The sequence below is a fragment of the Acidisphaera sp. L21 genome (assembly GCF_009765685.1).
In the GTDB taxonomy this organism is placed as follows: Bacteria; Pseudomonadota; Alphaproteobacteria; order Acetobacterales; family Acetobacteraceae; genus LMUY01.
In genome coordinates, this window is sequence record NZ_LMUY01000010.1 from 86,626 (window position 1) to 108,512 (window position 21,887).

General features: G+C 67.1%; 22 protein-coding genes. 10 read left to right on the forward strand and 12 right to left on the reverse strand.

What is annotated here, in order from left to right; all coding sequences use genetic code 11:
* Positions 1 to 37 precede the first annotated feature (37 nt).
* Positions 38 to 448 (forward strand): rhodanese-like domain-containing protein, encoded by a 411-nt coding sequence (locus GSQ76_RS02705; protein WP_158742372.1) that lies wholly within the window; start codon positions 38 to 40, stop codon positions 446 to 448.
* An 8-nt stretch (positions 449 to 456) separates the two neighbouring features.
* Here the strand turns inward: GSQ76_RS02705 and GSQ76_RS02710 are convergent, their stop codons facing one another.
* From GSQ76_RS02710 to GSQ76_RS02735, 6 genes are all read right to left on the reverse strand, one after another.
* Positions 457 to 1,305 carry a DUF2272 domain-containing protein gene (locus GSQ76_RS02710; protein ID WP_158742373.1) on the reverse strand — a complete coding sequence of 283 codons (849 nt, stop codon included), beginning with the start codon at positions 1,303 to 1,305 and terminating at the stop codon, positions 457 to 459.
* An 11-nt stretch (positions 1,306 to 1,316) separates the two neighbouring features.
* Complete coding sequence (gene mtnA / locus GSQ76_RS02715) at positions 1,317 to 2,408, reverse strand: S-methyl-5-thioribose-1-phosphate isomerase (RefSeq protein ID WP_158742374.1); 1,092 nt, start codon at positions 2,406 to 2,408, stop codon at positions 1,317 to 1,319.
* A 9-nt stretch (positions 2,409 to 2,417) separates the two neighbouring features.
* Positions 2,418 to 2,903, reverse strand: coding sequence for a UPF0262 family protein (locus tag GSQ76_RS02720; protein WP_158742375.1), 486 nt, complete (start codon positions 2,901 to 2,903; stop codon positions 2,418 to 2,420).
* Positions 2,904 to 2,916: 13 nt separating this feature from the next.
* Positions 2,917 to 3,342, reverse strand: a complete 426-nt coding sequence (locus tag GSQ76_RS02725; protein WP_254070205.1) for a DUF983 domain-containing protein — start codon at positions 3,340 to 3,342, stop codon at positions 2,917 to 2,919.
* Between the two features lie 62 nt (positions 3,343 to 3,404).
* Entirely contained in the window at positions 3,405 to 4,256 is an 852-nt protein-coding gene (locus tag GSQ76_RS02730) for a prephenate dehydratase (RefSeq protein WP_158742376.1), read from the reverse strand.
* Entirely contained in the window at positions 4,253 to 4,981 is a 729-nt protein-coding gene (locus GSQ76_RS02735) for a 3-deoxy-manno-octulosonate cytidylyltransferase (RefSeq protein WP_158742377.1), read from the reverse strand. Before GSQ76_RS02735 ends, GSQ76_RS02730 begins: the two co-directional genes overlap by 4 nt.
* A gap of 98 nt (positions 4,982 to 5,079) precedes the next feature.
* Here GSQ76_RS02735 and GSQ76_RS02740 point away from each other — a divergent pair, with 98 nt between their 5' ends.
* Genes GSQ76_RS02740 through GSQ76_RS02760 form a run of 5 tightly spaced genes read left to right on the forward strand, consistent with a single transcriptional unit; the run spans position 5,080 to position 11,377 of the window.
* Positions 5,080 to 5,910: an inositol monophosphatase family protein gene (locus GSQ76_RS02740; RefSeq protein ID WP_408836157.1), complete on the forward strand. Its 831-nt coding sequence runs from the start codon at positions 5,080 to 5,082 to the stop codon at positions 5,908 to 5,910.
* Complete coding sequence (locus GSQ76_RS02745) at positions 5,907 to 7,712, forward strand: extracellular solute-binding protein (RefSeq protein WP_158742378.1); 1,806 nt, start codon at positions 5,907 to 5,909, stop codon at positions 7,710 to 7,712. Before GSQ76_RS02740 ends, GSQ76_RS02745 begins: the two co-directional genes overlap by 4 nt.
* A complete protein-coding gene (locus GSQ76_RS02750) occupies positions 7,712 to 8,791 on the forward strand; it encodes a microcin C ABC transporter permease YejB (protein WP_158742379.1) in 1,080 nt (359 codons plus the stop codon). The genes GSQ76_RS02745 and GSQ76_RS02750 overlap by 1 nt, the downstream gene beginning before the upstream one ends.
* 4 nt (positions 8,792 to 8,795) lie before the next feature.
* Positions 8,796 to 9,818: an ABC transporter permease gene (locus GSQ76_RS02755; protein ID WP_158742380.1), complete on the forward strand. Its 1,023-nt coding sequence runs from the start codon at positions 8,796 to 8,798 to the stop codon at positions 9,816 to 9,818.
* On the forward strand, positions 9,815 to 11,377 hold the full coding sequence (locus GSQ76_RS02760) for an ABC transporter ATP-binding protein (protein WP_158742381.1): 1,563 nt from the start codon (positions 9,815 to 9,817) through the stop codon (positions 11,375 to 11,377). The genes GSQ76_RS02755 and GSQ76_RS02760 overlap by 4 nt, the downstream gene beginning before the upstream one ends.
* Here GSQ76_RS02760 and GSQ76_RS02765 read toward each other — a convergent pair.
* The 3 genes from GSQ76_RS02765 to GSQ76_RS02775 all read right to left on the reverse strand — a co-directional run bounded on the left by GSQ76_RS02765 (position 11,338) and on the right by GSQ76_RS02775 (position 15,208).
* The gene (locus tag GSQ76_RS02765) at positions 11,338 to 12,585 is read right to left on the reverse strand and encodes an MFS transporter (protein WP_158742382.1); all 1,248 of its coding nucleotides are present in this window, start codon (positions 12,583 to 12,585) and stop codon (positions 11,338 to 11,340) included. The two genes, GSQ76_RS02760 and GSQ76_RS02765, sit on opposite strands and share 40 nt — an antisense overlap.
* A gap of 80 nt (positions 12,586 to 12,665) precedes the next feature.
* Positions 12,666 to 13,976: an ATP-binding protein gene (locus tag GSQ76_RS02770; protein WP_158742383.1), complete on the reverse strand. Its 1,311-nt coding sequence runs from the start codon at positions 13,974 to 13,976 to the stop codon at positions 12,666 to 12,668.
* 38 nt (positions 13,977 to 14,014) lie between these two features.
* Positions 14,015 to 15,208 (reverse strand): penicillin-binding protein activator, encoded by a 1,194-nt coding sequence (locus GSQ76_RS02775; protein WP_254070211.1) that lies wholly within the window; start codon positions 15,206 to 15,208, stop codon positions 14,015 to 14,017.
* A gap of 19 nt (positions 15,209 to 15,227) precedes the next feature.
* Between GSQ76_RS02775 and rsmI the strand changes: the two genes are divergently transcribed.
* Positions 15,228 to 16,112: a 16S rRNA (cytidine(1402)-2'-O)-methyltransferase gene (gene rsmI / locus GSQ76_RS02780; protein WP_158742385.1), complete on the forward strand. Its 885-nt coding sequence runs from the start codon at positions 15,228 to 15,230 to the stop codon at positions 16,110 to 16,112.
* Between the two features lie 15 nt (positions 16,113 to 16,127).
* Positions 16,128 to 16,697 (forward strand): DUF4337 family protein, encoded by a 570-nt coding sequence (locus GSQ76_RS02785; protein WP_158742386.1) that lies wholly within the window; start codon positions 16,128 to 16,130, stop codon positions 16,695 to 16,697.
* Here the strand turns inward: GSQ76_RS02785 and hemW are convergent.
* On the reverse strand, positions 16,694 to 17,845 hold the full coding sequence (gene hemW / locus GSQ76_RS02790) for a radical SAM family heme chaperone HemW (RefSeq protein WP_158742387.1): 1,152 nt from the start codon (positions 17,843 to 17,845) through the stop codon (positions 16,694 to 16,696). The genes GSQ76_RS02785 and hemW overlap by 4 nt on opposite strands.
* Positions 17,846 to 17,953: 108 nt before the next feature.
* On the opposite strand from hemW, the gene GSQ76_RS02795 reads away from it, so the two are divergent.
* Positions 17,954 to 18,157 carry a hypothetical protein gene (locus GSQ76_RS02795; RefSeq protein ID WP_158742388.1) on the forward strand — a complete coding sequence of 68 codons (204 nt, stop codon included), beginning with the start codon at positions 17,954 to 17,956 and terminating at the stop codon, positions 18,155 to 18,157.
* A gap of 1 nt (position 18,158) precedes the next feature.
* Entirely contained in the window at positions 18,159 to 19,550 is a 1,392-nt protein-coding gene (locus GSQ76_RS02800; protein WP_158742389.1) for an amidase, read from the forward strand.
* 37 nt (positions 19,551 to 19,587) lie between these two features.
* Here the strand turns inward: GSQ76_RS02800 and GSQ76_RS02805 are convergent, their stop codons facing one another.
* Positions 19,588 to 21,219 carry an ABC transporter substrate-binding protein gene (locus GSQ76_RS02805; protein WP_216850860.1) on the reverse strand — a complete coding sequence of 544 codons (1,632 nt, stop codon included), beginning with the start codon at positions 21,217 to 21,219 and terminating at the stop codon, positions 19,588 to 19,590.
* A gap of 10 nt (positions 21,220 to 21,229) precedes the next feature.
* Positions 21,230 to 21,868, reverse strand: a complete 639-nt coding sequence (locus GSQ76_RS02810) for an RraA family protein (protein ID WP_158742391.1) — start codon at positions 21,866 to 21,868, stop codon at positions 21,230 to 21,232.
* Positions 21,869 to 21,887 lie beyond the last annotated feature (19 nt).

Sequence of the window (21,887 nt, forward strand, 5' to 3'; positions counted from 1 at the left end):
TAGGGCACCTTCCGCGCCAATCCGAGGAGTGAGGAACATGGTGGACAACGTCGCGCCGAAACAGGTGTGGGAGGCGCTGGTCAGCGATGCCCACGCCAAGTTGGTGGATGTGCGCACCGATATGGAATGGGCGCAGATTGGCGTGCCCGATCTGGACGGGGCCGGCAAGACGCCGACGCTGATTTCCTGGCAGGTCGCGCCGACCATGCAGGTGAACGCCGGGTTCGTGGACGATCTGAAATCAGCGGGGCTCACGCCGGAAGACCATATCTATTTTCTATGCCGCAGCGGCGTTCGCTCGCTGGCGGCGGCGCATGCAGCCCAGGCGGCGGGTTTTCCGCACGTCTACAACATCGCCGACGGCTTCGAGGGACCTCCGAACGGCCAAGGCATCCGCGGTGAAGTCGCCGGCTGGCAAGCCGACGAACTGCCATGGAAGCAGAACTGACCCCGGCGCTATTGGTCGTACAGCACCCGTAGCACCACGAACCACGGGTAGCGCGTATCCACGACGCCGGTCGCCGGGTCGGAGATCATGCCGGTCGGCGTGGTGGGAATATGCTTTTCGGTGACGCTGTCGTCCACGTTGCCGCCGATCACCGTTAACTGGCCGGGCGACACGGCGACGACGATGTCGCAATGCCCGGGGAAGGATGTGGTCGGCAGATCGTCATAGGTCAGCGCCCGGCTGCCGCCACGGCCCAGGCAGATCAGATCGCCCTGTTGCGGCGCATACGCTTCCGGCCGTTCTGCCACCACCACGCCCGACCCGGCGCCGCCGGCATTCGCCTGCTCCTTAGCGGCGTTGATGTAGACAGCGTGGGCGGCGCCATAGGGAAACCGCTCCCCAGCGCCCGCGATACGCATGATGTACGAAATGAAGGCGGCCGACCACGGGTAGTTGGCGTCGTGGGTGAACACCGTTCCATTGCCGTCATGCTCGCCGGTCCAGTATGCGGTGACGGAGCCGCTATCTTGGCTTTCCCACCAATATTCGCCGACGCGCTGCCACATGCCAGGAAACCGCTCGGGCTTGTCCGCTAGTGGAGTCGGCGGCCGCCCTTCCGGCGAGGCGTCATCCACCGGCGAGCCCCACAAGCGCCATTCCCGCAGCGCGATCGCCACCGCGTCCGCGCGTCCGAACGGGGCGTAGTTGAGGCGGGAAAACGGGGGCACCTGCCCGAACCCGGCCGCGGGTACCTGCGGCACGGAGGGGGAGGTGACCAACGCCGACTTGGGCGGGGTGGCGGAGCAGGCGGCAAGGAGACTTGCGGCCACCAGGGCCGGGACCAGACGAAGCATCATCAATGCGGGACTCAGACTTGTTCGGGAAAGAGGGAGGCGAGGCCTGCGGCACTAGCGTCGCAACGCCCGCGCTCGGTCACGATGCCTGTGACCAGCCGGGCAGGCGTGACATCGAAGGCCGGGTTGGCAGCGGGGCTACCCGTGGGGGCAGTGCGCACGGTGGCCACCTTGCCGTCCAGGCCGCGGCCGGTCACGGTGGTGACCTCGGCGGCGTCCCGCTCCTCGATCTCGATCTCGGCCAAGCCGTCCGAGACGGTCCAGTCGATGGTGGAGGAAGGGCAGGCGACCCAGAACGGCACGTCGTTATCTTTCGCCGCCAAGGCCTTCAGGTAGGTGCCGATCTTGTTGGCGACGTCCCCTGTCCGGGTGACGCGATCGGTGCCGACGATCACCAGGTCTACGTTGCCGTGCTGCATCAGATGGCCGCCGGCGTTGTCGGCGATCACCGTGTGCTTCACACCGTGCCGCCCCAATTCCCAGGCGGTGAGGAAGGCGCCCTGGTTGCGTGGCCGGGTCTCGTCGACCCAGACCTCGACTGGGATGTGTTGCTCATGCGCCATGTAGATCGGCGCCAGCGCGGTGCCCCAATCGACCGTGGCCAGCCAGCCGGCGTTGCAATGCGTCAGCACCCGGGCTGGGCGGCCGGTACGTTCATGCACCTCGCGGATCAAGCCCACGCCGTGCTCGCCGATGGCGTGGTTCTGCGCAACGTCTTCCTCCGCGATCAACCCGGCCTCCTCGTAGGCAACGCGCTGGCGGTCCGCGAAGCCGGTATTCCGCAGCCGGGTCAGCATGCGGTTGGTGGCCCAGCGCAGGTTGACGGCGGTCGGCCGGGTCGCATTCAGCGTCTCGGCCGCACGTTCCATCGCGTCGGTAGAGCAATCGTTGCGGATCGCCAGGGCCAAACCATACGCCGCGACCGCGCCGATTAGCGGTGCGCCACGGATCTGCATGGTGCGGATGGCGTGCGCCGCCTCCGACAGGGTGGTCAGCCGCAGAAAGTCCAGCGACCAAGGCAGTTTGGTCTGGTCGATGATCCGGACCGACCATCCATCGGACGGCTCCAGCCAGACGGAGCGATAGGGTGTGCCGTCGATCTTCACGAAAGCCTCTCAGATACGCTGGTGGAGAACGCACACCAGAGTGAATAGGCGGCGTGCAGTTTCGAAATCGATGGTCACCTTGCCGTCCAGCCGCTCGACCATCAGGGTGGCGCCTTCGTTGTGCAGCCCGCGGCGACCCATGTCGATGGCCTGGATGCGATCGGCGCGGCCCTCTTCCATCGCCATGACGTGGCTGTCGACCAGCATCTGGTAGTCCTTCACCAGGCCGCGGAACGGGCCCATGGCCAGGGCGATGGAATGCAGCGGCGTGTCCGCCAGATCGCGGACGTCGAACACCAATCGTCCTTCCTGCACCGACAGATGCAGGACGTAAGGGCCAGGATGATGTGCCAGGGCAAATCGGTTCTCGGCCGCCAAGTCGTTGGTGGCCTGAACGCGGTCGGCCTCCTGGATTGGTGACAAGCGTGTCAGCGCCTCCCCATCCAGCACGACGCTGTCGATCCGGTCGCAGGCTGCTATGTCGGCTCCGCTCACGCGTCGGCCCCGATCACTCGCCAGCGGGCTTCATCAGGCCGAGTTTCAGCATCAGACCGAGCGTGGCACCCTTGATCGGCCTTAGCAGCCCCATCGACATCACCACGGTGGTCGGCAGCCAGATGGCGGCTTGCACCCAATAGGGCGGGTCGTAGGCCTGGTAGACCAGGAACATCGCTGTAATCACCACGTGCGCGACGATGAACACGGTGAAATATGGCGGCGCGTCATCGGCGCGAACCTCGCCCAGCGGCGCTCCGCACACGGCGCATTCCGGCACCACGCGCAGATAGCCGATGAAGGCGTGCGTTTTGCCGCAGGCCGGGCACAAACCACGCGCACCGCGCCCCATGGCCACCAGCAGCGGCGGGACGGGCCAGGGCGGTACTTCCGGGGAGCGGTTCGGTTGCCACCGGGTCGGGACTTGGGTGTCGGGCATGATAGCGGCCTCAGGCAGGTGGGCAGCCCGCAACATATAGGTCATTCCGGCGCGTAATGCGATTAGTCATCCTCGACAGTTTTGCGTTGCAGCCGCCGCACGGCACCGGGATAGACCCCCAGGATGCGTAGCTCCTTCGAGAAGAAGGCCAGTTCCTCCAACGCGCGCGCCACGTTCGGGTGGTCCGGATGGCCCTCCACGTCGCACAGGAACTGTGTGGCGGTGAACTCGCCGGCAAGCATGTAGCTTTCCAGCTTCGTCATGTTCACGCCGTTGGTGGCAAACCCACCCAGGGATTTATACAGCGCGGCTGGCACGTTGCGGACGTGAAAGATGAACGTCGTCAACGTGTTGGGTGCATCTGGCGTATGCGGCCCGGCATCGCGCGAGGTGATGTAGAACCGGGTCGTATTGTCCCGCGAATCCTCCACATTGGCGCGCAGGATGGTCAGCCCATACATCTCCGCCGCCAGTGAGGACGCGATCGCCGCGTCCTCCTTCGTGCCGCGCGCTGCGATCATCTGCGCCGCCCCGGCAGTGTCCGCCTCGATCACCGCCTGCACGCCCAGTTCGCGCACGATCTTGCGCACCTGGCCGAGCGCCACGGCATGGGAGTGGACGCGCTTGATGTCGCCGATGGTGGCGCCGGGCACGCCCAGCAGGCAGTGCTCCACGCGCTGGAAATGTTCGCCCACGATGTGCAGGCCGCTGCCCGGCAGCAGGGAGTGGATGTCCGGCACCCGGCCGGCCAGGCTGTTCTCGCACGGCAGCATAGCCAGTTCGGCGATGCCGTTGCGCACCGCATCGATCGCCTGTTCGAACGTGTCGCAGGGCAGGGTGGTGCGGCCCGGCAGCGCCGCCCGGCAAGCGAGGTCGGAATAGGCGCCGGGGCGGCCCTGGAACGAGACGGTCATGCCATTAGCGCCCGGGCGCGGGCCAGATCGGCGGGCGTGTCGACCCCGAACGGGCCGTGTTCCACCCGCGTGCAAGCGATCCGCATTCCAGCCTCCAGCGCGCGGAGTTGCTCCAGGCTTTCCCGCCGCTCCAGCGGGCTTTCGGGTAACGCCACGAATCGGGCCAGCGCGGTGCGGCGGAATGCGTAGATGCCGATGTGGTGCCATAGCGGCCCGTCGCCGGAGGGCACGCGGGCGCGGGAGAAATAGAGCGCCTGCGACACGGCGCGCCCCCGCTCGAACACGCAGGCGGCCTTCACGAAGGAGGGGTTGGCCGCCTCCTCCTCCGACTCGATGGGGGCGACCAGGGTCGCGATGTCGATCGACGGATCCGCGAGCGGACCGATCACGGCGCGCAGGGCCGCTGGGTCCAGTGTCGGCGTGTCGCCCTGCACGTTCACCACCACGTCATGCCGGGCCTGCGGGTCCAATTCGCCCAACGCCGCATGCACCCGGTCGGAGCCGGAGGGCAGCGACGGGTCGGTCATGACGGCGGTACCGCCGGCCTTGCGCACCGCCTCGGCGATTTCGGGGTCGGCGCAGGCAACCGCGACGGGGCCGATCCCCGCCTCCTGCGCACGGTGCATCACGTGCACGATCATGGGCAGGCCAACGATATCGGCCAGCGGCTTGCCGGGCAGCCGGGTGGAAGCCATGCGCGCGGGAATGATGATGATGGGGTTCAACGGCGACACTCGAGGGTCTGAGGGACAGGTTTGCAAACGGGGCTGTCCAGCTTAGGTATGGAGCCTATGGCGCGCAAACCGCGCTGAACGCAACGGAGTTGCCCGATGGCGAACGGCCAGTCCACCCCGCAGCCCCGGTCGTCCAGATAGACCTCGATCTCGCCCTCGCCGCGGCAACGGCGGCGGCGGACGTGGCCGGGGCCGCCATCCGCCCGTGGTTCCGCGCCGGCATCGCCGCGGAGATGAAGGGCGACGAAAGCCCCGTCACCCTGGCGGACCAGCAGGCGGAGGCGGTGATGCGGGCCCTGCTCGCCGAACGCTTCCCGGACCACGCCGTGTTGGGTGAGGAGGCCGGAGAGGATCGGCCAGGCGCCCGGTTCCGCTGGGTGCTGGACCCGATCGACGGCACGCGCGCCTTCATCACCGGGCGCCCGCAATTCGGCACGCTGGTGGCGCTGCTGGATGGCGACACGCCGATACTGGGCGTCATCGATCAATGTATCACCGGGGAGCGCTGGATCGGCGTGGCCGGCCGCCCCACCGAGTTCCGCGGGTCCTACGGCCGCGCCGGCTGCCGCCCGTGCGCCAGCTTGGCGGAGGCGGAGTTGAGCTGCACCTCCCCCGCCATCTTCACGACGACGGAGCAGCCGCGCTGGAACCAACTGTCCCGCCACGTGCGCCGGGTATCCTGGGGCGGCGACTGCTACGCCTACGGCTTGCTGGCGCTGGGCCAGCTCGACATCGTGGCGGAGGCGACGCTGAAGATCTGGGACTGGGCCGCCCTGGTGCCCGTGATCTCCGGCGCTGGCGGCAGTATCACCGACTGGAACGGCATGCCGCTACGCCCCGATGGCGATGGCACCGTGCTCGCCCTGGGTGACCCGGCGTTGCTGCAACCCGCCCTCCTCGCCCTGAAGGACGCACTATGAGACTGGCTGCCTGGCTCGCCGCCGCTGCCCTGTTCGCCACGCCTGCGTTGGCGGAGCCGACCTATGGCCTGTCCCTGCTAGGAAAGCCGCAACTACCCGCCGATTTCAGCCATTTCCCGGACGCCAACCCGGATGCACCGAAGGGCGGCGTAGTGGCGCTGGCCGCGATCGGCAGTTTCGACAGCCTCAACCCGTTCGTCATCCGCGGCAGCCCGGCGGGCAGCATCATGCGGGTGTGGGACACGCTGCTGGCGGATAACGTGGACGAGCCGTCCGCCATGTACGCGCACCTGGCGCAATCGGTGGATGTAGCGGCGGACCATAAATCCGTCACCTTCGTATTGCGGCCGGAGGCCAAGTTCAGCGACGGCACGCCCGTGCTGGCATCGGATGTGGTGTGGTCCTTCGATACGCTGCGGGAGAAGGGGCGACCATTCTATCGCAGTTACTGGGCCGACGTGTCCGACGTGCAGGCAACGGCGGAGCGCACCGTCACGTTCCACTTCAAGACCGACCAGAACCACGAACTGCCTATGATTCTGGGCCAGCTTCCCGTCCTGCCGGAGCATTGGTGGAAGGGCCGCGATTTCTCCGCCCCGCTGAGCGACGCACCGGTGGGCAGCGGCCCCTACACCGTCAGCGCGATTTCGATGGGCAGTTCCATCACCTATAAGCGGGTGGCGAATTGGTGGGCGGAAAATCTGCCGACCGGCCGCGGGCTGAACAATTTCGACACCCTCCGCTACGAATACTTCCGCGACCCGACCGTGGCATTCGAGGCGTTCAAGGCCGGGCAGGTGGATTTCCGCACCGAGAACTCGGCCAAGAATTGGGCCACCTCGTATGACTTTCCGGCGCTGGAAAAGGGCCTGGTGAAGAAAGAATCGCTGCCCCAGCATCTGCCCACGGGCATGCAGGCCTTCGCCATGAACACCCGCCGCGGTGTGTTCAGCGACCGCCGTGTGCGGCAGGCGATGAACGAATTGTTCGACTTCCAGTGGATGAACAAGAACCTGTTTTACGGCCAATACACCCGAACGAACAGTTACTTCAGCAACAGCGAATACGCCTCGTTTGGCGTCCTCCAGGGCGCAGAACTCGCCCTGCTGGAACCGTTCCGCGCCAAGCTGCCGCCGGAGGTGTTCAGCACCCCCTTTACCCTGCCAGTGACCGATGGGTCGGGTAACAACCGCGAAGGCGTGCGCCGGGCCTATGACCTGTTGAAGGACGCCGGATGGACGGTGAAGGACCGCAAGCTCGTCAACGCCGCTGGGCAGCAGATGAGCTTCGAGATCTTGCTGCCAGACGCGGCGTTCGAACGTGTCGGTTTGCCCTACGCGCAGTGGCTTGGCCGATTGGGAATCGACGCACGCATCCGCACCGTCGACGCCGCACAGTTCCAGAAGCGGATGGACGACGTGGATTTCGACATGGCCGAAGCCTCGGTCGGCGAAAGCGAATCGCTCGGCAACGAGCAGGTGGATTTCTGGAACTGCGATAGCGGCAAGCAGAAGGGCACGCAGAACCTGTCCGGCGTGTGTGACCCGGCGGTGGATTCGTTGGTCAACGGCATCGTCGGCGCCAAGACGCACGGCGACATGGTGACGGCGGCACACGCGCTGGATCGTGTGTTGCTGTGGGGCTGGTACATGGTGCCGCAATGGTATCTGCGGGAAGTCCACGTCGCCTATTGGAACCGCTTCGGCCACCCCGACAAGCCGGTCCGCACCGGGCTGGACTTTGCAGCCTGGTGGGTTGACCCGGCGCTCGCGAAAACAACGGACGCAGCGCGCGGGCACTGATGGGCGCCTATCTGCTGCGGCGGCTATTGTTGGTGATCCCGACGCTATTCGGGATCATCACCATCAACTTCGCCGTCGTCCAATTCGCCCCCGGCGGCCCGGTGGAACAGATGCTGGCGGAATTGCGCGGCCAGACGCAGACGTTGAGCCGTCTGACCGGTGGTGGATCCGAAGTCACGCAACCCAGCGATTCCAGCAGCGGCTATCGCGGTCGGCGCGGCCTGGACCCGCAGACGGTGGCGCAGGTGCAGAAGATGTTCGGCTTCGACAAGCCGCCGTTGACCCGGTATTTCGAGATGATCGGATCATACCTGCGTTTCGACTTCGGCCGCTCCTTCTTCCGCGACGATACGGTGCTGCATCTGGTGCTGCAGAAAATGCCGGTCAGCGTCTCGATCGGCCTGTGGTCCACGCTGCTGATCTACCTGGTGTCGATCCCGCTCGGCATTGCCAAGGCAGTGCGCGACGGCACGCGGTTCGACGTCGCCACCAGCGCGGCCGTGCTGGTGGGCTACGCCATCCCCGGCTTCCTATTCGCCATCCTGCTGGTGGTGCTGTTTGCCGGTGGCTCGTTCGTTGATTGGTTTCCGCTGCGGGGACTCACGACGGAGGGTAGCGCCACCTGGCCCTGGTCGCAGCGCATCGCCGACTACGCCTGGCACATGGTGCTGCCCACCATCGCCCTGGTGGCTGGCGGATTCGCCAGCCTCACAATCCTGACCAAGAACTGCTTTCTGGACGAAATCGGCAAGCAATACGTGCTGACCGCGCGGGCGAAGGGCGCAGGCGAGCAGCGCGTGCTGTACGGCCATGTGTTCCGCAACGCGATGCTACTGATCGTGGCCGGCTTTCCCGCAGCCTTCATCGGCATCCTATTCTCCTCGGCCTTGTTGGTGGAGATCGTGTTTTCGCTGGACGGTTTAGGGCTGCTGGGCTTCGACAGTGCGATCCGGCGGGATTACCCGGTGATGTTTGGCACGCTGTACATGTTCACGTTGATCGGGTTGCTGCTGCAGATCGTCGGCGACATGATGTACACCCTGGTCGACCCCCGCATCGATTTCGAGCGCCGGGGCTAGTCGCGTGACACCGCTGAACCAGCGCCGGATGGCGATCTTCCGCTCGCACCGCCGGGGCTGGTGGTCGCTATGGATTTTCCTAATCCTGTTCGTCGTCTGCGCGGGGGCGGAGTTCGTGGCCAACGATCGCCCGCTACTCATCCGCTACGACGGCCATTGGTTCGTGCCCGTGCTGCAGGATTATAGCGAGGACGCGTTCGGCCCGGATTTCCTGCCGATCGACATCGATTACTCCGATCCGGACCTGGTGAAGGCGATCCAGGACAAGGGCTGGATGGTGTGGCCAGCGATCCCGTACTCGTACAACACCATCGTCAAGAACCTCCCATCCCCGGCGCCCACACCGCCGTCGTGGCGCAACCTGCTGGGCACGGACGACCAGGCCCGGGACGTCCTGGCGCGCGTGATCTACGGCTTCCGGATTTCCGTGCTTTTCGGCTTCACGCTCACCATCGTGTCGTCGGTGTTGGGGATCATGGCCGGGGCGGTGCAGGGCTTCTATGGCGGGCTGACGGATCTGCTGTTCCAGCGCTTCATCGAAATCTGGTCGGGCATGCCGACGCTGTTCCTGCTGATCATCCTCGCTTCCATCATCACGCCGACTTTTTGGGTGCTGCTGCTGTTTCAACTCGCCTTCGCCTGGATGGGGCTGACGGGCGTGGTGCGCGCTGAATTCCTGCGCGGCCGCAATCTGGACTACGTGCGCGCTGCTCGGGCGCTGGGCGTGCGCGACACCGCGATCATGTGGCGCCACATCCTGCCGAACGCGCTGGTGGCGACATTGACCTTCTTGCCGTTCAGCCTGTCCGGCAGCGTGACGGTATTGGCCAGCCTGGACTTTCTCGGCTTCGGCTTGCCGCCGGGTTCGCCGTCGCTGGGGGAGTTGGTGAACCAGGGCAAGAACAACCTGCAGGCGCCGTGGTTGGGCATTTCCGCCTTCGTCGTGTTGGGCGGGATCCTGGTGCTGCTGATCTTCATCGGCGAGGCCGTGCGCGACGCCTTCGACCCCCGCAAGCAACTGCGATGACCATCCTCTCAGTCACCGATCTGACGGTGCAATTCGGCCCAAAGCCGGTGGTGGACCATGTGTCGTTCACCGTCGCCCGTGGCGAGACGGTGGCGCTGGTGGGCGAAAGCGGCTCTGGCAAGTCGCTGACCGCGCTGGCCGTGCTGCGGTTGCTACCGCCGGGCGCCGCACCGTCCGGTCAGGTGGTCCTGGATGGCACCGACATGACCACCGCGCCGCCCGATAAACTGCGGGCGATGCGCGGCGCCACGGCCGGGATGATCTTTCAGGAGCCCATGACCAGCCTGAATCCGCTGCATCGCATCGGCCGCCAGGTGGGGGAGGCGATGGCCCTGCACGGCCGCAAGCCGACCCGCGCCGCCATCGTCGCCCTGCTCGATTCCTGCGGCTTCCCGGACGCGGCGAAGCGGCTGGACGCCTTGCCGCACCAGCTATCGGGCGGCCAGCGGCAACGTGTGATGATCGCCATGGCGCTGGCGAACGACCCGGCGTTACTGATCGCGGACGAGCCCACCACCGCGCTGGACGTCACCATCCAGGCGCAGATCCTGGACCTGCTCGCGGCACAGAAAGCCAAGCGTGGCCTGGCGCTGCTGCTCATCAGTCACGATCTGGGCGTGGTGCGCCGTTATGCCGACCGCGTCTGCGTGATGAAGGACGGCTGCATCGTGGAACAGGGCGTGGCCGCCGAGGTGTTCGCGAACCCGGTTCATCCCTACACGCGGATGCTGGTCGACTCCGAACCCTCGGGCCGGCCGAATCCACTAGCCCCAGATGCGCCGATCTTGACGCAAGCCGACGACATCTCGGTCGACTTCACTACCAAGCGCGGGCTGTTGCGCCGGTCTAGCGCCAGCCTGCGCGCGTTGGACCACGTCTCGCTCAGCATCCGCGCCGGGGAGACATTGGGGCTGGTCGGGGAGAGCGGGTCCGGCAAGTCCACGATGGGGCTGGCGCTGCTGCGGCTGGTGCCCGCTGCCGGGCGAGTGATCTTCGCCGGGCAGGATCTGCAATCCCTGTCCGCGACCGATCTGCGGCACCGACGGGCACAGATGCAGATCGTGTTTCAGGACCCCTATGGCAGCCTGTCGCCCCGAATGGCAGTGGGCGAGCTCATCGCCGAGGGACTGATGGTGCACGAGCGGCTGGGCGCCAAGGCCCGCGCCGATCGGGTGGCGACCGCATTGATAGAGGTCGGGCTGCCAGCCGATTCCATCCGCCGCTACCCGCACGAGTTCAGCGGCGGCCAACGCCAACGCATCGCCATCGCCCGGGCACTGGTGCTGCAACCGCGTCTGCTGGTGCTGGACGAACCGACCTCCGCGCTCGACCGCTCCGTTCAGGCGCAGATCGTGGCGTTGCTGCGTGATCTGCAACGGCGGCACGGCCTGGCCTATCTGTTCATCAGCCACGATCTGGCGGTGGTGCGCGCCCTGGCCCATCGCGTGATGGTATTGCGCGCCGGCCGAGTCGTGGAGGAAGGCGATTCCGACACGGTGTTCTCGGCCCCACGCGAGCCCTACACCCGCGCGTTGATGGCCGCAGCCTTCTCGCCCTGAGAATCCTTGGGCGCATCTGAAGCAGGCTTTTCGTCCCGTAACTGGATGGTGCACAGCAGAGCGATCCCGGCCAGCGGCACAACGCCCAGCATCGTATATGCGCTGGTCCATCCCATGCGCACCACCACGAACCCGGCCGCCGACGCGGACACGGCGGAAGCCAGTGACTGGATGGTTCCCAGTGCCCCCATCGCCGTCTGGGTGCGGCCGCCGCCATAGGTCAGGTCCGCCACCGCCGCGGCGCCCGCCACGCTCATGATGCCGGCGCCCACGCCATCCAGCACCTCGATCGCCACGAGGGCCCACGGGCTGTGCGACAACGCCGCCAGCGCGCCGCGCGCGGGCACCACGGCGCAGGCGGTGATCAGCAGGATGCGCCGGCCGAACTTGTCGGCCAGCCGGCCCGCTGCCCAGGACACCGGCACCATCACCGCCTGCGCCACAACCACCAGGACCGCCAGCCACTGGGTCGCATCGTGCTTGCCTTCCAGCGATACGCGCTGGGCAAGGAGCGGCAGCACGGCGGCACTGCCGAAATTGAACAACCCAACCGACAGGATGACGATCAGCAGCCGGTGATTGCGCAGCAGGGCGCGAGTGCTGCCGCGCTTGTCGCCCTTTTTGCGCCGCTCGCGCCCGGCCATCCTGGTATGGTCCATCGCGTCGCGCGGATAGAACGCCAGCGCAATCAGCATCCCCGTGGCCATGACGCCCAGGATCGCGATCGACGAACTGGCCCCGATGATGAAGGCGGCCGACCAAATCAGCACGGCGGCAACGACATTGCCGGTGTGGGTTGCGGCCTGGTTGATGCCTTGCTGCCGGGGGAAGCCGTCTTTTCCGATAGTCGCCATCGTCAGCGCCGTCAGTGCCGGGGCACCCAGCGCGCCGCCGGTAGCGACCACGACCTGCGCCAGCAGAATCGGCCACAGCCCATGCACGACGAACATCGCCAGCGTGCCGCCCATGATCAATAGGCACGTGAAGGCCAGCATCAGCCGCGGCCGGCCCAAGCGGTCGATCAGCGCGCCGGCCGGGATCGCCATCAGCATCCCGGCCACCAACCCGGCGGACAGCACCAGCCCGATCTGGTCGGGCGGCCACTTCTCCGCCTCCGACAGCCAGGTGGACAGGAACGGACCCATCCCACCGCCGACATCGGCCATGAAGAAGTTGATGACCGGCAGCCCGATCGAGGGGGACATCATAGCGGCAGGACAGTCGGTTTTTGATTCATTAGACGCCGTAAAAAGCCGTAGATCGGGGTGAAATTAGGGCGCGCTGTCGTTTAGGAAGTGGCGGGCAACCAGACTGTGAAGGTCGATCCGGCGCCTTCCTGGCTGTCGATCGCCAACTGGCCGCGGTGTCGGTTGACGATATGCTTCACGATCGCCAGCCCCAGCCCAGTGCCGCCCACCGCACGCGACCGACCCTTATCAACGCGATAAAACCGCTCTGTCAGGCGGGGCAGGTGTTCGCGCGCGATGCCAGCGCCATCATCCGTTATCGCGACGGTGACGCCGGGCCGGGACGGCCAGCGTCCGCCGGGGGCCGTTGGGGCCGCGACCACGCGAACGCTGCCGCCCTCGCGTCCGTACTTGATCGCGTTGTCCATCAGGTTCTGGAACACTTGGCCCAACTGGTCGTCGTCGCCGGCCACCAAGGGCAGATCCTCCGGCAGGTCCAGCGCCAGTTGCACGCCCCGGCGCACAACCTTCGGCTCGAACGAGGCGGCGGTGAAGCGAAGCAGCTCGTTCAGATCAACGGCTTCGGTGGGGGCGTTGTGCTCCGTCAGTTCGATGCGCGACAGGCTCAGCAGATCGTCGATCAAGCGGCTCATGCGACCGCCTTGGTCGGCCATAATCTCCAGGAAGCGCGCTTGGGCGGGCGGGTCGTCCTTCGCCGGGCCACGCAGCGTATCGACGAAGCCGATCAGGCTGGCCAGCGGGGTGCGCAATTCGTGGCTGGCATTGGCGACGAAATCGGCCCGGGTGCGCTCCAGCGCCCGTTCCCGCGTGCGGTCGGACAGCACGGCAGCGAACTGGCCGCCAGCCAGGTGGAACACAGTGACGTGTAACTCCCGCTCCACCGGGACCGGCAGGAACAGATCCGCTTCCTGCGAGGCGCTGGTCGCCGTGGCGCGGTCGATGGCGTTGCGCAGGCCCGGATGGCGCAGCACCGCAGCCATCTCCCCCCCAAAAGCAGCGCGGGCAGCGGCGTTGGCGCGGGTGACGTTGCGCTCGGTGCCCAAGACGATCAGCGGGTCGGGCAGGTTCTCGATCAGGGATTCTTCGGTGCGCAGGGTTTGCAACAGCGCCTCCGACCGACGGGCATACAGATCCACCACGCGGTCGATATCGCCCTTCAGCCGGGCGCGCTGGCCTGGTTTGCCAACCAGCCCATCGGCCGCACTGCGCACCTCTTGACCAATCTCCCAATGCTCCCGCGCGCGCCAGGCAGCGAAGCCGAGTGCGGCTGCCGCATTCAGACTGCCAGCGGCGATGGCGGGGACGATGCCCAATGCCCCCTCGCTCACCAGCGCCACCAGTCCGACCAGCGAGGGCGTGGCCAGGATGGCGGCGATCGCCAGCATGGTCATGCCCGTGCCTCGCGCCCGTGCCTCGTCCCCGTGACCGTTTAGCTGCCGCCGGAAATGCTGGCGGGGGCCGGGTCAACGATGCGTGCCCCGCCCGGGCCAACTGCGAACACCGCTAGCCCGCGGGTGACCTGGCCATCCGGCCGCAGCGCGAACAGGCCATCCACGCCGCGGAACCCGGCGGTTTGCGTGATGGTCGTCAGATTACCGGCGGCGACGCGGGCCAGTTGGGCGGCGTCATACGCGATGTCCACCAGGCCCGGCGGCGCCGCGCCATACTTGGCCGTGTAGGCCTGCTGGAAATTGGTGCGGTAGGACGGGTCGGGCGCGGCATACCACGCGCCGGTCAACGCACCCAGATTGGCGGCGTCGCGGGCCCAGGTGGCCGGGCCGATCACCTGCACGTCGGGTGCGGTGATCCCGTAGGTCGATAGCGACGACGCAGCCTTGCCCAGCGCCGCCCCGGCCTCGGCCAACATCAGCGCGTCGAACGGGGCGGGTGGCATTGGCAATTGCAGCGCCGGGTCGGCCGGGGCAGTCGGGTCGATCTGGGTGGACGGATCCGGCGCGGGCGGATGGCGGTTGCTGAAATCGGACACGTCGCGCAACGCCGCATCCAGCCGCGCCGCCTGGCCGTCCGGGTAGCGCTTGATCGTGGGTGGCGGGTCGCCCACGGCCTGGGCACCTCGGGTCAACCCGTCGACCAGGGCGTTGCCGAAGATGTTGTCGGGCAGCACGGCGGCGACACGGGTCTTACCCGCCTGCGACAGGGACCTCATCAGCCGCTCCACCTGCTGCTGTGGCGTAATCCCCAGCGCCCACACGCCGGGACGCCCCTGCTGCCGGTCTGACGTGAATGCCAGCACCGGCACGCCATTGGCGACCGAGGCGACCGCCGCGGTCTCCTGCGCGGTCAGCGGGCCGACGATGATGCCATCCCCGGCGGCGACCGCAGCCTGCGCCGCCATCGTCGCGCCGGTGGGAGTGCCGAGCGTGTCGTGCACGTCCGGTTGCGGACCGTCGGGGCCGAGCGCAAGTTGCACGGCGCGCAGCAGGTCCCGGCCCAAATTCGCCGTCGGCCCGGTCAGCGGCACCAGCACCGCGATCTTGGTGTTGACCGGCGCGGGCGGCGCGGCCACTCCCGTCACCGGTGGCGCGCCGTTCGGCGGCGGGACGCACCCGGCCAACGCGGCGGCACATACGAGAGAGAGAGCGGAAACTGGGAATGCGCGCATCGTCACAATCTGGACTCCGATGACCCTCGAATCGACCGACCTAGACGAGCAGCCGCCCAGCCCGGCAAGTGGGAGCCTTGTGCTGGTTTCCACGCCGATCGGCAACCTCGGGGATGTGAGCCAACGCGCATTGGAGGCACTACGGTCAGCCAATACCGTGTTGTGCGAAGACACGCGGGTGACGGCGCGGCTGCTATCCGCCTACGGCATCAGCGTCGCAACCGCCCCGCTGCACGAGCATAACGAGGATTCGCGTATCCCCGGCATTCTGGAGGCGGTGCGCGCCGGCAAGCGAATCGTGCTGGTGTCGGACGCAGGCACCCCTGTGGTGAGTGACCCAGGGTTTCGCCTGGTGCGCGCGGCGATCGGCGCCGGGCTGGCGGTGGGCGCGGTGCCGGGGCCGAATGCCGCGGTGATGGCGCTGGTGCTGAGCGGATTGCCGCCGCAGCCCTTCATGTTCATCGGCTTTCCGCCGCCGCGCTCCGCCGCCCGCATCGCCGCGTTCAGCCAGTTGCGCGCGGCCGAGCGGGCGGGACTAGACGCCACGCTGCTGTGGCATGAGGCGCCGCATCGCCTGGCGGAGATGCTGGCCGACCTGCACAGCGTGTTCGGCAATCGCCCGGCGGCCGTGGCACGCGAATTGACCAAACGGTTCGAGGAAGTGCGCCGCGCCCCGCTCGCCGACCTGGCGACCTATTACGCGCAGGAGCCAGCGCGGGGGGAGATCACCGTCCTGGTCGGACCGCCGCCGCCCGAGTCGCAAGACGCGGAGAATCTGGATGCGCAATTGCTGGCCGCCCTGGCCAGTAGCAGCGTGAAGGACGCCGCCGCCCTGGTCGCGGGGTCCACCGGTTTGCCGCGGCGGGTGGTCTATGCCCGTGCCCTCGAATTAAGCCGGGGATGATGCTACGGGGCCGGTATGAGTGACATCGCCCAAGAGACGCTGGAGCGTCACGAGCATCTGAAGCACCACCCGGAGGATTCGCACGGCAAGCGGGCGGCGCTGATCATCGGCGTTTTGGCTGCGACCCTGGCGATCTGCGAGATGGCGGAGCGGAGTTCGCAGAACAGCTACCTTGCCCACCATATCGGCGCCAGCAACGAGTATGCGTTCTACCAGGCGCGCCAGAATCGCTCCCTGGTGCTGAACCAGACGGCGACGATCCTGAACGCGCTGCCATCGCCGACGCCTGAATCGCAGAAGATCGCCACGGCGGCGGATGCGGAGGCCAAGCGCCTGATCGAAGACAGCGACCGCGGCAATGGCGCCAAGCAGATCCAGGCCCGCGCGGCGGCGGAAACCGCCCAGCGCGACCACGCGCTGCATCGCTACGAGTGGTTCGAGATCGTGACCAGCGGCCTGCAGATCGCCATCGTGCTCGCCAGCGTCTCGGTGGTGACCGGGCTTGCCAGCGTGCTGTTGCTGGGTGCCGGGCTAGGGGTTGCCGCGGCGGCGCTGGCGGCCCTCGTCACGTTCGGGGTCGTCTAGCGTAGCAGGGCCGGCAGCAGCGCATCCAGCCGGACCCTGCCCTCGGCGGTAGCGATCAGCCTCTCGGGCGTGTGGACGACGTAACCTTCGTCCTGCGCCATCGCCAGGACTTCCGGGTCTAGCGCGTCTAGCAGGGCCATGCCGGTCCGGCGGGCAAATCGGGCAGCGTCCACGCCCTCGTGCAGACGCAAGCCCATCAGCAGCATTTCGCGGGCGCGATCGGGTTGGCTCACGATCTCCTCGGCGGTGCTGCCGTGGCCGTCGCGCTCGACGCGGTCAGCCCATGGCTCTGGCGCGCGATGGCGGCGGGTGGCGACCAGGTCGTGGCCCAATGTCACCCGGCCATGCGCGCCCGGGCCGATGCCGACGTAATCGCCATAGCGCCAATAGGCGAGGTTGTGCCGGCTCTCCGCACCCGGCGCGGCGTAGTTGGAGATTTCATACTGTCGTAACCCGTGCGCCTGCGCAGCCGCGGCGGTGGCCTCGTACAGCGCTGCGGCGTCATCCTCGCCGGGCAATACCAATTCGCCCCGGCGGTGTAACGCTTCGAACGCAGTGCCGGGCTCGATCGTGAGTTGGTAGAGCGACAAATGGTCCGCCGCCAAATCCAGCGCGCGGTGTAACTCCGCCTGCCAAGCGGTGAGGGATTGATGCGGCCGGGCGTAGATGAGGTCGAAGGACAGGCGGGGGAAAGTTCGTCGCGCCAGTTCCAGCCCGGCCACCGCCTGCGCGGCGGAATGCTGGCGGCCCAGCATGCGGAGCGATTCGTCCTCCAGGCTCTGGACCCCCAAAGACGCGCGATTGATGCCGGCGTCGCGGAAGGCGGCAAGGCGGCCAGCCTCCACACTGGTGGGATTGGCCTCCAGCGTGATCTCCAGGCCCGGCGCCGCGTCGAACAGGCGTTGTGCGTCGGCGATGAGAAGTGCGGCGGTCTCCGGCTCCATCAGGCTGGGCGTGCCACCGCCGAAGAAGATGGAACCGAGCGGGCGGCGCCCCAGCCGGGCGGCCTCCCACGCCAACTCCGTTCGCAAGGCCGCAGCGAAGCGGGCCTGCGGAATGCGATCGCGAACATGGCTGTTGAAGTCGCAATACGGGCATTTGGCCAGGCAGAACGGCCAGTGGATGTAGAGGGCGAGGGGGTCGGTCACGCCCCTCTATATAGGAACTTGCACGGCATTGGTGCAGGAGCGGCGTGTGGGGTGGGCAAGCCGGGGTCGTCGTCCTAGGGTTTTGCAGTTGCACAACGGAGAGCCCGCATGCCCTACGCCCCCGAAGCCTTGGCGGCTGAGTTCGACATGTTCATGACCCGCGCCGGGCTCACTGTGTCAGCCGAGCGCCGGGCGCAGGTGCTGCCGGCCTATGCCGAATTGCGCGAGCAGGTCGATCTGCTGCGCGGCCCCCGCACCGCCGCCGCCGAGCCGTCCAACGTGTTTCGCCTCACCAAGCTGGGAGCCGCCTGAGATGAGCGAGTCGATCGCCGTCCTCGGCCGCAAGCTGCGGGCGAAGGAAACCACCGCCGTGGCGCTGACCCAGGCGGCGCTGGATGCCGTGGCCGCGAAGGACGCTGCGCTGCACAGCTTCGTGCTGGTGACACCGGAGCGCGCGATGGCCGAAGCCAAGGCCGCTGATGCCGCTTTTGCCGCGGGCAAGGATTTGGGGCCGATGCAAGGCGTGCCCTACGCGCTGAAGGATATCTACGACACCGCCAACATCCGCACGACCTGTCATTCGAAACTGCTGATCGACAACATCCCCGCCGCGGATTGCGTGGTGGCGGAGAAGCTGACGGCGGGCGGCGGCGTGATGATCGGCAAGCTGGCGACGCATGAGTTTGCGATCGGCGGGCCGTCCTTCGACCTGCCATTCCCGCCCGCGCGCAATCCGTGGAATTCGGCGCATATCACCGGCGGTTCGTCCTCCGGATCTGGCGCCGCGGTGGCGGCCGGTTTGGTGCGCATGGCGATGGGGTCGGACACGGGCGGCTCGATCCGTGGTCCGGCGGCGTATTGCGGCACGGTGGGAATGAAGGCGACCTATGGCCGGGTCAGCCGCCGCGGGGTGTTCCCGCTGTCATACACGCTGGACCATACCGGGCCGCTGACGCGCAGCGTGGAGGACGCGGCGATTACGCTGCAGGTCATCGCCGGCTACGACAAGCTCGATCCGGCGAGTGCGAACGAACCCGTGGACGATTACCTGTCGGGGCTGGAGGGCGGTGTCGCCGGGATGCGGTTCGGCGTCCCGCGTGCGTTCTTCGCCACGGCACTGGCAACCACGCCGGACATGCTGGCCGCCTTCGACGCGACGTGTGACGCGCTACGGGCGGCGGGTGCGGTGGTCGAAGACATCGTGCTGCCGGACTACGCGCTGTTCGCCGCCTGCGGCCGCATCATCCTGTCGGCAGAGGCGTACGCGATCCACGAGAAGGATATGCAAACACGTATGGGTGACTATGGTGAATTCACCCAGCAGCGCTTCCTGCTCGGCGCCACCATCACTTCCGCCGATCTGGTGCAGGCATTCCGCGTGCGTCGCGAACTGACGGATGCCGTGAATGGGGCACTGGGCCAATACGACGCGTTGCTGACGGCATCTGCCCTGGCGGTGGCGCCCGCCTTCGACGCCATTCCCGACCCGGCGAAGAACGCAATCGCGCCGATGCAGACCATCCCGTTCAACGTCACCGGCCACCCGGCGATGAGCGTGCCGACGGGCAAGGGCGCGGGAGGTCTGCCCGTGTCGCTGCAGATCGTAGGACGCCCCTTCGACGAGGCAACAGTCTTCCGCATCGGCCGCACGATCGAGAAACACACCGGCTGGGACGGCCCTGCTGGCGTGCCGCCGGGGATGTAACTGTCGTAGGGTGGGCCGCAACCGGCCCACCCTACGACTAGCCCACCGAGATGGGCGTCAGGTCCTGGAACCAGGATTGCGCCTGCACGAAGCCCTTCACCTTCGGCGCCAGTGCCCGCGGATTCAAATCATGCGCCGCGAACAGGAACAGCGCCTGGTCGACGATGCGTTCGTGGATGGTCCGCAGCAGCGCGTCTTGCTTCGCCGGGTCGAAGGTTTGATACACTTCCTCGAACCGTGCATCGAACCACGGGTCGCTGAAATACCCCCAATTCACCCCGGTCGGCGCCACCAGGCTGGACTTCAGCAGCCGGATGAACGCGTTGTACGGGTCGAACGCAGCGTAGGAGAAATTGATCGCCGTCACCCCGCGCGCCGTAGGTGACTTCGCCCCGGCGTGCCAAACGTCGATCAGCGAATTCCAGTCCAGCACCTCGAAATCGATCTCGATGCCGATTTCCTTCAGGTTCTGCTGCAGGAATTCGTTCATCGACAGCGGCTGCATCTGGCCGGAACCAGACGTCGAAATCCCCACCTTCGTCCGAAGCGGCTTGGCGGGGCTGAACCCGGCCTCCGCCATCAGCTTCTTCGCGGCATCCACGTCGTATGTCAGTTTGAACGACGGATTGCCGAGCCACGGATTGCCCGTCGGCACCAGGCCCGTGCCCTCCAGCATCAGGCCGCCCAGCAACTCCTTCAGCCCGGCGCGGTCGATGCCAAGGTTTGCGGCCTTACGCACGCGGATATCGCGCCACGGTGAACTCTCCAGCATGGAGAAATGCCAGGTCCAGTTATGCGGATACGGGTTGGTGTAGATCTGCATCTTGGCCGCCTTCAGGCTGTCGATCGCATCGGGCGGCGGCGCCTCGATAAAATCCACCTGGCCGGAGCGGATAGCGGCGACGCGCGTGTTGGATTCCGGCGCCGGCACCAGGACGAGCTGGGCGCATTTCGGCACCCGGTCCTTATTCCAATAGCCATCGAAGCGGCTGAGCACGGCCCGCTCACGTAGCTTGAAACTATCCAGCTTCCACGGCCCGGTGCCGACGGCCTTGTCCAGGAACGCGTTCCAGTCCTTCCCCGCAGCCTCCCACGCGGCCTTGTGCGTGATGCCGACCCAGGTGACGCCGAATGGAATGGTGCTGTCGACGATGCTGGTTTCCATCCAGAACCCGTGATCGCCATCGGTGCCCCAATTCACCAGCGTCGGAATGCGCAGCCCCACCTGGGCGGCGGCGCGCGGGTCGAACCAGGCGGCGTCCTTGCGGAAGGCGCGGTCGAAGGAGAACACGACGTCCTCCGGCGTCAGCGTCTTGCCGTCATGGAACTTCACACCCTCGCGCAGGGTGAAGCTCCAGCGTTTCAGGTTTGCTGGGTCGGCCGACCATTTGGTGGCCAGACACGGGATGAGGCCGGATGCCTGGTCGGAATGCGACAGATCCCAGGCGACCAATTGGTCATACAGCGTGATGCCCATGAAGCGCTGGCCCTCGGCACCCTGGTCGGGGCAGCCATTGGGCAGCGGTACGGCAGCCGCCGTCATGCCGACGCGCAACACGCCGCCGGGAGCTTGGGCCTGCGCCAGGTCCCACCCAATGGCGGAGGGCGCGATGGCAAGTGGAACCGCGGCTGCGGCGGTGCGCAGGAAGTCGCGCCTGGATGTGGTCATGGGGAGTTTCCTATTGCTTGCCATAGCCGCCGGTGTAGCGGCCCTCACGAATGCTTTGCAGCGTATCCGCCTCCTTCGCCTCCTGCTTGCGCACGGCGATCAGCAATTCCGCCGCGTCGCTTTGCGGGAAGGCGACGATGCCGTCCTCGTCGCCGACGATGATGTCGCCGGGCTCCACCACCATGCCGCCGATGGTGACGGGCACGTTGATCTCGCCGGGGCCGTTCTTGTAGGGGCCAAGGTGGATCGCGGCGCGGGCGTAGACCGGGAAGTCACCCGCCGCGATGGCACCGACGTCACGGATGGCACCATCGATCACCATCCCGGCGGCGCCCCGATGGATGGCGATCGTCATCATGATCTCCCCGATCAGCGCACGGCTGACGTCGCCGCCGCCATCCACCACGACCACGTCGCCGGGTCGCACCAGGGCCAGGGCCTCGTGGATCGCCAGGTTGTCGCCGCCGCGGGTGCGCACGGTCAGCGCCGTGCCGACCATGACGCCGCCCTTGTGGAACGGCCGTAGCCCGGGGGAGCCGGGCAGGCGGGATAGATTGTCGCTGATGATGGCGGTTTGCGCCGTCTTGAACTCCGCAATCAGCGCGGGGTCGGCGAGGGGCGCGCTCGGGTTGCGTCGTTGTCCAATCATATCGGTCTCACCTTTGGTG